General features: G+C 73.0%; 8 protein-coding genes. 6 read left to right on the top strand and 2 right to left on the bottom strand.

Annotation, left to right across the window (positions count from 1 at the left end):
- Nucleotides 1–3,490: multifunctional oxoglutarate decarboxylase/oxoglutarate dehydrogenase thiamine pyrophosphate-binding subunit/dihydrolipoyllysine-residue succinyltransferase subunit (locus tag ACW0Q9_RS25910; protein WP_456185623.1), on the top strand; the 3,490-nt coding region annotated here is incomplete at its 5' end.
- Between the two features lie 91 nt (nt 3,491–3,581).
- Nucleotides 3,582–3,761: a DUF6104 family protein gene (locus ACW0Q9_RS25905; protein WP_089009804.1), complete on the top strand. Its 180-nt coding sequence runs from the start codon at nt 3,582–3,584 to the stop codon at nt 3,759–3,761.
- A gap of 18 nt (nt 3,762–3,779) precedes the next feature.
- Here the strand turns inward: ACW0Q9_RS25905 and ACW0Q9_RS25900 are convergent, their stop codons facing one another.
- Nucleotides 3,780–4,355 carry a TetR/AcrR family transcriptional regulator gene (locus ACW0Q9_RS25900; protein WP_456185621.1) on the bottom strand — a complete coding sequence of 192 codons (576 nt, stop codon included), beginning with the start codon at nt 4,353–4,355 and terminating at the stop codon, nt 3,780–3,782.
- A gap of 49 nt (nt 4,356–4,404) precedes the next feature.
- On the opposite strand from ACW0Q9_RS25900, the gene ACW0Q9_RS25895 reads away from it, so the two are divergent.
- From ACW0Q9_RS25895 to ACW0Q9_RS25880, 4 genes are read left to right on the top strand one after another with little or no spacing between them, the layout of a single operon-like run.
- The gene (locus ACW0Q9_RS25895; protein ID WP_456185619.1) at nt 4,405–4,908 is read left to right on the top strand and encodes a GNAT family N-acetyltransferase; all 504 of its coding nucleotides are present in this window, start codon (nt 4,405–4,407) and stop codon (nt 4,906–4,908) included.
- A gap of 54 nt (nt 4,909–4,962) precedes the next feature.
- Complete coding sequence (locus ACW0Q9_RS25890) at nt 4,963–5,658, top strand: hypothetical protein (protein ID WP_456185617.1); 696 nt, start codon at nt 4,963–4,965, stop codon at nt 5,656–5,658.
- 4 nt (nt 5,659–5,662) lie between these two features.
- The gene (gene pta, locus ACW0Q9_RS25885; protein WP_456185615.1) at nt 5,663–7,729 is read left to right on the top strand and encodes a phosphate acetyltransferase; all 2,067 of its coding nucleotides are present in this window, start codon (nt 5,663–5,665) and stop codon (nt 7,727–7,729) included.
- The gene (locus ACW0Q9_RS25880; RefSeq protein WP_456185613.1) at nt 7,726–8,841 is read left to right on the top strand and encodes an acetate/propionate family kinase; all 1,116 of its coding nucleotides are present in this window, start codon (nt 7,726–7,728) and stop codon (nt 8,839–8,841) included. Before pta ends, ACW0Q9_RS25880 begins: the two co-directional genes overlap by 4 nt.
- Nucleotides 8,842–8,867: 26 nt before the next feature.
- Here ACW0Q9_RS25880 and ACW0Q9_RS25875 read toward each other — a convergent pair whose 3' ends face one another.
- Complete coding sequence (locus ACW0Q9_RS25875) at nt 8,868–9,044, bottom strand: hypothetical protein (RefSeq protein WP_456185611.1); 177 nt, start codon at nt 9,042–9,044, stop codon at nt 8,868–8,870.
- Nucleotides 9,045–9,339 lie beyond the last annotated feature (295 nt).

Below are 9,339 nucleotides of genomic sequence, written 5' to 3'. Positions count from 1 at the left end.
CACCCAGCAGCCCGCCGCCAAGCCCGCGCCCGCCCCGGCGAAGCCGGCCGCCAAGCCGGCGGCGAAGGCTCCGGAGCCGGCCCCGGCGAAGAAGGCCGCCCCGGCCAAGCCGGCCGCCAAGGCGCCGACCGCGAGCGCCGCCGGCACCACCCCGCTGCGCGGCGTGGCTGCCAAGATCGTGCAGAACATGGACGCTTCGCTCGCCGTGCCGACCGCGACCAGCGTCCGCGCGGTGCCGGCGAAGCTGCTGGTCGACAACCGCATCGTGATCAACAACCACCTGGCCCGCGGTCGCGGCGGCAAGGTGAGCTTCACCCACCTCATCGGCTACGCGATGGTCCGGGCGCTGGTCGAGCACCCGGAGATGAACAACTCCTTCGCCGAGGTCGACGGCAAGCCGGCGATGGTCCGCCCGGAGCACGTCAACCTGGGCATCGCCATCGACCTGGCCAAGCCGGACGGCTCCCGCAACCTGGTGGTGCCCTCCATCAAGGGCTGCGAGCAGATGGACTTCCGGCAGTTCTGGCAGGCGTACGAGGACGTGGTCCGGCGCGCCCGCCGCAACGAGCTGACCATGGAGGACTACGCCGGCACCACGATCTCGCTGACCAACCCGGGCGGCATCGGCACGGTCCACTCGATCCCGCGGCTGATGCAGGGCCAGAGCGCCATCATCGGCGTCGGCGCCATGGAGTACCCGGCGCCCTACCAGGGCATGAGCGAGGCGACCCTGGCCGAGCTGGCGGTCAGCAAGATCATCACGCTGACCAGCACCTACGACCACCGGATCATCCAGGGCGCCCAGTCCGGCGAGTTCCTCAAGGTGATGCACGAGCTGCTGCTCGGTGAGCGCGGCTTCTACGACCAGATCTTCACCTCGCTGCGCATCCCCTACGAGCCGGTGCGCTGGGTGCGGGACGTGGCCGTCGACTCCGAGGGTCAGATCAACAAGACCGCCCGGGTGCACGAGCTGATCCACGCGTACCGGGTGCGCGGCCACCTGATGGCCGACACCGACCCGCTGGAGTTCAAGATCCGCAAGCACCCGGACCTAGACGTCCTCCAGCACGGGCTGACCCTGTGGGACCTGGACCGGGTCTTCCCGGTCAACGGCTTCGCCGGCAAGCAGCGGATGAAGCTGCGCGAGATCCTGGGCGTGCTGCGGGACTCCTACTGCCGCCGGGTCGGCATCGAGTACATGCACATCCAGGACCCGGAGGAGCGGCGCTGGATCCAGGAGCGGATCGAGCGCAAGTACGAGAAGCCCAGCGCGGACGAGCAGAAGCACGTGCTCAACCGGCTCAACGCCGCCGAGGCGTTCGAGACCTTCCTGCAGACCAAGTACGTCGGCCAGAAGCGCTTCTCGCTGGAGGGCGGCGAGTCGCTGATCCCGCTGCTCGGCGAAATCCTGGAGTGCTCCGCCGAGGGCGGCCTGGACGAGGTCGTCATCGGCATGGCCCACCGGGGCCGGCTCAACGTGCTGGCCAACATCGTCGGCAAGCCATACGAGAAGATCTTCTCCGAGTTCGAGGGGCACCTCGACCCGCGCTCCACGCAGGGCTCGGGCGACGTGAAGTACCACCTCGGCCAGAACGGCAAGTTCACCACCCCGGACGGCGACCACGCGGTCAAGGTGTCGGTGGTGGCGAACCCGTCGCACCTGGAGGCCGTGGACCCGGTGCTGGAGGGCATCGTCCGGGCCAAGCAGGACCGGATCGACCTCAAGCTGGAGGGCTACACCGTGCTGCCGCTGGCGGTGCACGGTGACGCCGCCTTCGCCGGCCAGGGCGTGGTCGCCGAGACGCTCAACCTGTCCCAGCTGCGCGGCTACCGCACCGGCGGCACCGTGCACGTGGTGGTCAACAACCAGGTCGGCTTCACCACCGCCCCGGAATACAGCCGGTCCAGCCTCTACAGCACCGACGTGGCCCGGATGATCCAGGCGCCGATCTTCCACGTCAACGGCGACGACCCCGAGGCCGTCGTCCGGGTGGCCCGGCTCGCCTTCGAGTACCGGCAGGCGTTCAACAAGGACGTCGTGATCGACATGGTCTGCTACCGCCGGCGCGGGCACAACGAGGGCGACGACCCGTCGATGTCCAACCCGCAGATGTACAAGATCATCGACTCGAAGCGGTCGGTCCGGAAGCTCTACACCGAGGAGCTCATCGGGCGGGGTGACATCACCGTGGAGGACGCGGAGGAGCTGCTGCGCGACTACCAGTCGCAGCTGGAGCGGGTCTTCAAGGCCACCCGCGACGCCGCCACCACGCCGCGCCAGCTCAGCCGCCCGCGCCGGGAGGACGAGCCGGAGCCGCAGGTCGACACCGCCACCGACGCCGCCGTGGTCAAGGCGATCGGCGAGGCGCACGTCAACCTGCCGGAGGGCTTCACCCCGCACAAGCGGATCCAGCAGCTGCTGGAGCGGCGGCGCAAGATGTCCGTCGAGGGCGGCATCGACTGGGGCTTCGGCGAGATCATCGCGTTCGGCGCGCTGCTGCACGACGGGGTCACCGTCCGGCTCGCCGGGCAGGACTCGCGCCGCGGCACCTTCGTCCAGCGGCACGCGTCGGTGGTCGACGCGAAGACCGGCGACGACTACCTGCCGTTGAAGTCGCTCACCGGCGACGGCGAGCGGTCCCGCTTCTTCGTGCACGACTCGCTGCTCTCGGAATACGCGGCCATGGGCTTCGAGTACGGCTACTCGGTGGAGAACGTCAACGCGCTGGTCGCCTGGGAGGCGCAGTTCGGTGACTTCGTCAACGGCGCCCAGTCGGTGATCGACGAGTTCATCTCCTCGGGCGAGGTGAAGTGGGGCCAGCGCTCCGCCGTCACCCTGCTGCTGCCGCACGGCCACGAGGGCCAGGGCCCGGACCACACCTCCGGCCGCCCGGAGCGCTTCCTCCAGCTCTGCGCCGAGGACAACATGCGGGTGGCCATCCCGACCACCCCGGCGAACTACTTCCACCTGCTGCGCCGCCAGGCCCTGTCGCCCAAGCGCAAGCCGCTGGTGGTGTTCACCCCGAAGTCGCTGCTGCGGCACAAGCTCTGCATCTCGCAGGTGGAGGACTTCACCACGGGCACCTTCCAGCCGGTGCTGGCCGACACCGCCGCCCCGGCACCGGAGCAGGTGAAGCGGGTGCTGCTCTGCTCGGGCAAGGTCTACTACGACCTGTTCCAGGCCCGGCAGGAGCGGGGCGTCACCGACACCGTGATCCTCCGCATGGAGCAGCTCTACCCGCTGCCCGTCGAGGAGGTCCGGGCCGCCCTGTCGCAGTACCCGAACGCCGAGGACTTCGCCTGGGTCCAGGAGGAGCCGGCCAACCAGGGCGCCTGGTCGTTCGTGGCACTCAACCTGCTGGAGCACCTGCCCGAGGTCCGGCTGCGCCGCATCTCCCGCCCGGCCGCCGCCGCCCCGGCGGTCGGCTCGGCGAAGACGCACGAGGTCGAGCAGAACGCCCTGATCGAGGCGGCTCTTCCCCGCCCGTGACCTGACCGCACCGCCGGCACGAGGGGCAGCGACCGCACGACGGCCGCTGCCCCTCGTCGCGTGGCGGCCCCTTCCCGCCGAGAGGACGCACATGTACTTCACCGACCGTGGCATCGAGGAGCTGGTCGAACGCCGGGGCGACGAGCAGGTCAGCCTGGAGTGGCTGGGCGAGCGGCTTCGCGACTTCGTCGACCTGAATCCGGAGTTCGAGACCCCGATCGAGCGGTTCGCCACCTGGCTCGCCCGGCTGGACGACGAGGACGACGAGTAGGCCCGGCGGCGGGCCGGCTCAGCGGGGCGCCGCCCGGAGCAGGCCCAGGTAGCGCTCGACGACCGCGGTCGCCCGTTCGGCGTCGCCGGTGGCCAGCAGGTCGAGCAGGGCGCCGCGCAGCACCGCCAGGCCGAGGGCCGGATCCCCGTGGCCGGCGTCGGCCCCGCCCCGGACCTCGGCCAGCAGCCCGAGCCAGTCCTCCACCGTCTGCCGGGCGAATCCCGCCCACGGCCCGTCCGGCTCGCTGAGCGAGCGGGCGTAGGCCTGGACCCAGAGGACCAGCATCGGGCGGTGCGCCGGATCCACGAGCCAGCCCCAGGTCGTCCGCACCGCCGCGGCGAAGTCGTCGGCGCCGCCCGCCTCCCGGGCCCGCCGCAGCGCGGCCAGCTCGTCGGCCCGGGCCCGCCCGAGCAGGGCGCGGATGAGCTGGTCCTTGGAGCCGAACAGAAAGAGCAGCACGCGCGGGCTGGACCCGATGGCGGCGGCGAGCGGGCGCAGCGACAGCTCGGCCAGCCCGTGCGCCAGGGCGTACGCGTACGCCCGCTCCAGGAGTTCGTCGCGGCGGGCGCTCCCGGGTCGCTCGTGCTGGCTCACAGCGCTACTCTGCCACTGAAACGACTGTTTCAGTAGTGGAGGGGTGTCGATGAGCGCGGAGGTCCTCATTCGTCCGCTGGGCCGTCCCGGCGACCTCGGGTGGGTGGTGCTGGCCCACGGCGAGACGTACGCCGCCGAGTTCGGGTGGGACACCAGCTTCGAGGCGCTGGTGGCGCGGATCGTCGCGGACTACGCCGCCGGGCACGACCCGGCACGGGAGGCGGCCTGGATCGCCGAGGTCGACGGGGAGCGGGTCGGTTGCGTCTTCTGCGTCGCGGCCGACGAGCGGACCGCCCAGCTGCGGATCCTGCTGGTCGATCCCGCGGCCCGGGGACGGTCGCTCGGCGGCCGGCTGGTCGACGAGTGCCTCGACTTCGCCCGGCGGGCCGGATACGCCCGCATCCGGCTCTGGACCAACCACCCGCTGGTCGCCGCCCGCCGGATCTACCTCTCCCGCGGCTTCCGCCTGGTCCTGGAGGAGCCGCACCACAGCTTCGGCACGGACCTGACCGGGCAGGTGTACGAACGGGAACTGGCGGCGGCCGGCGGGTGAGCCGACCGTTGACGCGGTCGGTGCCCCGCGCGTCAACTGGAGAGGGAGGCACACATGAACCCCGAACCTCGCAGGCCGCCGCAGGACGCCGTGACCGTCCGCCACCTGCGCCTCGGCATCGGATCCGTCGGCATCGCGCTGCCGGTGGTGCTGATCGTCGGGCACCTGGTCGCGGCCCGCCGGCTCACCCTGCTCGACTCGCTCAGCGGTTACTACCACACCGAGCTGCGCGACGTCTTCGTCGGCGCGCTCTGCGCCGTCGGGGTGTTCCTGATCAGCTACCGGTACCGCTGGCCCGACGACCTGCTCGGCACGGTCGCCGGCGGGCTGGCGATCCTGGTCGCACTCTTCCCCACCACCGTCGGCGCGGCGGCCCACACTGTCAGCGCCGACGACCGGGCCGTCGGGGTGGTGCACCAGGTGGCCGCCGCGGCGCTCTTCGTGCTCCTGGCGGTCTTCTGCCTCGTCCTGTTCACCCGGCCGGACCGCGTCGGGGTGCCCCCGAGCCGCGCCGCGACCCGGTTCTACCGGATCTGCGGTGGCCTCATCCTGCTGGCCGTCGCGCTCGCGCTGGCCGGCTCCCAGCTCCCGGCCGACGTGCGGCACACGCTCAAGCCGGTGCTGTGGTGCGAGACCGTCGCCGTCTTCGCCTTCGGGGCCGCCTGGCTGGCGAAGAGCGACGCGCTCTTCCGGGCCGCCGGTGACGGGTCCAAGGACCCGGGCGAGGCGTCCCGCGATCTTGTAGCGTGAGGTCGTGGCGCGCAGCGTGTACCTGACCAGCGTGGGGTCGGGCGGGGGCAAGTCGACGATCGCGCTCGGACTGGCGGAGCTGCTGTCCCGGCAGGTCGGGCGGATCGGCGCTTTCCGGCCGCTGGTCGCCGGGCAGGGCCCCGACCCGATCCTCGCCCTGCTCACCGAGCGTTACCGGGTGGAGCTGCCGGTCGACGAGTTGCACGGCGCCACCTACGCCGAGGCGGCCGCGCTGGTCGCGGACGGCCGCCGGGAGGAGCTGATCTCCCGCATCGTGGCCCGCTACCGCGCCGTCGAGCGGCACTGCCCGGCGGTGGTCGTGGTGGGCAGCGACTTCGCCGACGGGGACGGCGCCGGCCCTCGCGAGCTGGCGTTCAACGCCCGGCTGGCAACCGAGTTCAGCAGCGTGGTGGTGCCCGTGGTGGACGGGTTCGGCCAGCCGCCCGAGGCGATCGAGGCGGCGCTGCGCGGGGCGTACCACGATGTGGAGGACCTGGGCGCGACGGTGGTGGCGGTGATCGCCAACCGGGTGCCCGAGCCGATGCCGCTGCCCGAGCTGCCCGTCCCCGCGTACGCCATCCCGGAGGTGCCGACCGTGTCGGCGCCGACGGTGGCCGAGGTGGCGGCGGCGCTCGGCGCCACCCTGCTCGCCGGCGACCAGGCCGCGCTGGAGCGGGACGTGCTCGACTACGTGGTCGGCGCGGCGCACGTGCCCACCCTGCTGGACCACTTCACCGACGGGGCGCTGGTCATCACCCCGGGCGACCGGGACGACCTGCTCGTGGCGGCCGGCGCCGCGCACGTCGCCGGGCAGGTCTCCCTGGCCGGCCTGGTCCTCACCCTCGGCGAGCAGCCCGACCCGCGGGCCATGCGCCTGTTCGAGGCACTGAACACCGGGCTCGCCGTGCTCTCGGTGCCCAGCGACAGCTACGACACGGTCGCGGCCTCCAGCCGGATCGAGGGCCGGCCCAGCGTGGCGAACCCCCGCAAGGTCGACGCCGCGCTGGGCGCCTTCGAGCGCTGCGTGGACACCGTCGACCTGGCCCGCCGCCTGCGGGTCAGCCGGTCGGAGCGGGTCACCCCGCTGATGTTCGAGAACGACCTGATCGACCGGGCCCGGGCCCAGCGGCGGCGGCTGGTGCTGCCCGAGGGCACCGAGGAGCGGATCCTGCGCGCCGCCGAGGTGCTGCTGCGCCGGGGCGTCGCCGACCTGACCCTGCTCGGGCGTCCCGACGAGGTGGCGCGGCGCACCCGTGAGCTGGGCATCGACATCGGTGACGCCCAGGTGGTCGACCCGGTCGCCAGCGAGTGGCGGGACGAGTTCGCCGCCGGCTACGCGCAGCTGCGGGCCCACCGCGGCGTCACCGTCGAACTGGCGCACGACATCGTGGCCCAGCCGAACTACTTCGGCACCATGATGGTGCAGACCGGCCGCGCCGACGGCATGGTCTCCGGGGCCACCCACACCACGGCGGCCACCATCCGGCCGGCCTTCGAGATCATCCGCACCGTGCCGGGCGTCTCCGTCGCCTCCAGCGTGTTCTTCATGCTGCTCGCCGACCGGGTGCTCGTCTACGGCGACTGCGCGGTCAACCCCGACCCGGACGCCGCCCAGCTCGCCGACATCGCCCTCTCCTCGGCCGACACGGCCGCCCGGTTCGGCATCGAGCCGCGGGTGGCGATGCTGTCCTACTCGACCGGCGACTCCGGCATCGGCGCCGACGTGGAGAAGGTCGCGGCGGCCACCAAGCTGGTCCGGGAGCGCCGGCCGGAGCTGCTGGTCGAGGGCCCGATCCAGTACGACGCGGCGATCGACCCGCAGGTCGCGGCCACCAAGCTGCCGGACAGCCCGGTGGCGGGGCGGGCCACGGTGTTCATCTTCCCGGACCTGAACACCGGCAACAACACGTACAAGGCGGTGCAGCGCTCGGCCGGCGCGGTGGCGGTCGGCCCGGTGATGCAGGGCCTGCGCCGGCCGGTCAACGACCTGTCCCGCGGCGCCACGGTGCCGGACATCGTCAACACGGTGGCGATCACCGCCATCCAGGCCGCCGCCGGAGGGTCGGAATGAGCCGGATCCTGGTCCTCAACTGCGGGTCCTCGTCGGTCAAGTACCGGCTGTACGACGGCGACGAGACCCGCGACAAGGGCACCGTCGAGCGGGTCGGCGAGCCGGGCGGCGGGCCGGCCGACCACGAGAGCGCGGTGCGGCAGATCATCGACGGGCTCGACCTGGCCGGGCTGGCCGGCGTGGGGCACCGGGTGGTGCACGGCGGGCGCAGGTTCAGCGCGCCGGTGCGGCTCGACGACGGGGTCATCACCGCCATCGAGGACCTCGTCCCGCTCGCCCCGCTGCACAACCCGGCGAACCTGGCCGGCATCCGGGTGGCCCGGGAGGCGCTGCCGGACACCCCGCAGGTCGCCGTCTTCGACACCGCGTTCCACCACACGCTGCCCGAGGCCGCCGCCACGTACGCCATGGACCGGGAGATCGCCGAGCGGTACGGCGTGCGCCGGTACGGCTTCCACGGCACCTCGCACGCGTACGTCTCGCGGCGCACCGCGGAGCTGCTCGACCGGCCGTACGGCGAGCTGAACACCATCACCCTGCACCTGGGTAACGGGGCGAGCGCCTGCGCGGTCCAGGGCGGGCGGAGCGTGGCCACCTCGATGGGCATGTCGCCGCTGGAGGGCCTGGTGATGGGCACCCGCAGCGGCGACCTCGACCCGACGATCATCTTCCACCTGCGCCGCGAGGCCGGGATGCGCGTGGACGACATCGACGACCTGCTCAACCACCGCAGCGGCCTGCTCGGGCTGACCGGGGTCAACGACATGCGGGAGGTGCTGGCCCGCCGGGACGCCGGCGACCCGGCCGCCGCGCTCGCCTTCGACGTCTACCGCCGCCGGCTCACCGGGTACGTGGGCGCGTACTACGCCCTGCTCGGGCGGGTCGACGCGATCACCTTCACCGCCGGGGTCGGCGAGCACGCCGCCCCGGTCCGGGCGGCGGCGCTGGCCGGCCTGGACCGGCTCGGCATCGCCGTCGACCCGGCGCGCAACGCCGGCAGCGGCGACCGCGTCATCTCCCCCGACGGCACCGAGGTCACGGTCTGCGTGATCGCCACCGACGAGGAACGCGAGATCGCCCGCCAGACCCGCGACGTCCTCAGCACCACCTGAACACTCCGCCCCGCGAGGCGCCGGGGTCAGCCCAGGGCGAGCCAGGCGACCAGGGCGACCAGCACGACGGCGGCGACGGCGATGCCGACGATCAGGGGCAGCCGGGACGGGGTCTCCGCCGCCGTCGCCGCGCTGTCGGGCGCCTCGACGAAGGCGCGGAACTGCGCGGTGTTGCCACTCGGGTCGGTGTAGTTCTCAGCCATGGGCGTGACCCTAGCGAAGCTGGTCGAGCTGCCGCGCCCCGCCGGGCCGCCGGCCGCGGGAGCCGGTCCGGCCGGTGGAGGCGCGTCGGTCCGGTCGGCGGGGCCGGACCGGCCGGCCGGCCGCCTACCGTGAGGAAATGAGGGTGCAGCGGCTGGTCGCCGCGCTGCTGGTCGCGCTGGTGGCCGGGTGCGGCCCGGCCGCCGCCGCCACGGACGACCGGGTCCCGCCCTTCGGCCCGGCGCCGACGTTGGCGTACGCCGTGGGCGTGCGGCAGTTCGTCGTCGACGCCGGCGG

This window comes from Micromonospora sp. I033, assembly GCF_053890995.1.
This window is presented reverse-complemented; position numbering and strand designations above follow the sequence as displayed.

What these genes read in the sequence shown, in the direction of transcription:
- ACW0Q9_RS25890 (WP_456185617.1), top strand. Translation starts at nt 4,963, where the DNA reads ATGAACCCCGAACCTCGCAGGCCGCCGCAGGACGCCGTGACCGTCCGC.
- ACW0Q9_RS25895 (WP_456185619.1), top strand. Translation starts at nt 4,405, where the DNA reads ATGAGCGCGGAGGTCCTCATTCGTCCGCTGGGCCGTCCCGGCGACCTC.
- ACW0Q9_RS25905 (WP_089009804.1), top strand. Translation starts at nt 3,582, where the DNA reads ATGTACTTCACCGACCGTGGCATCGAGGAGCTGGTCGAACGCCGGGGC.
- ACW0Q9_RS25875 (WP_456185611.1), bottom strand. Translation starts at nt 9,044, where the DNA reads ATGGCTGAGAACTACACCGACCCGAGTGGCAACACCGCGCAGTTCCGC.
- ACW0Q9_RS25880 (WP_456185613.1), top strand. Translation starts at nt 7,726, where the DNA reads ATGAGCCGGATCCTGGTCCTCAACTGCGGGTCCTCGTCGGTCAAGTAC.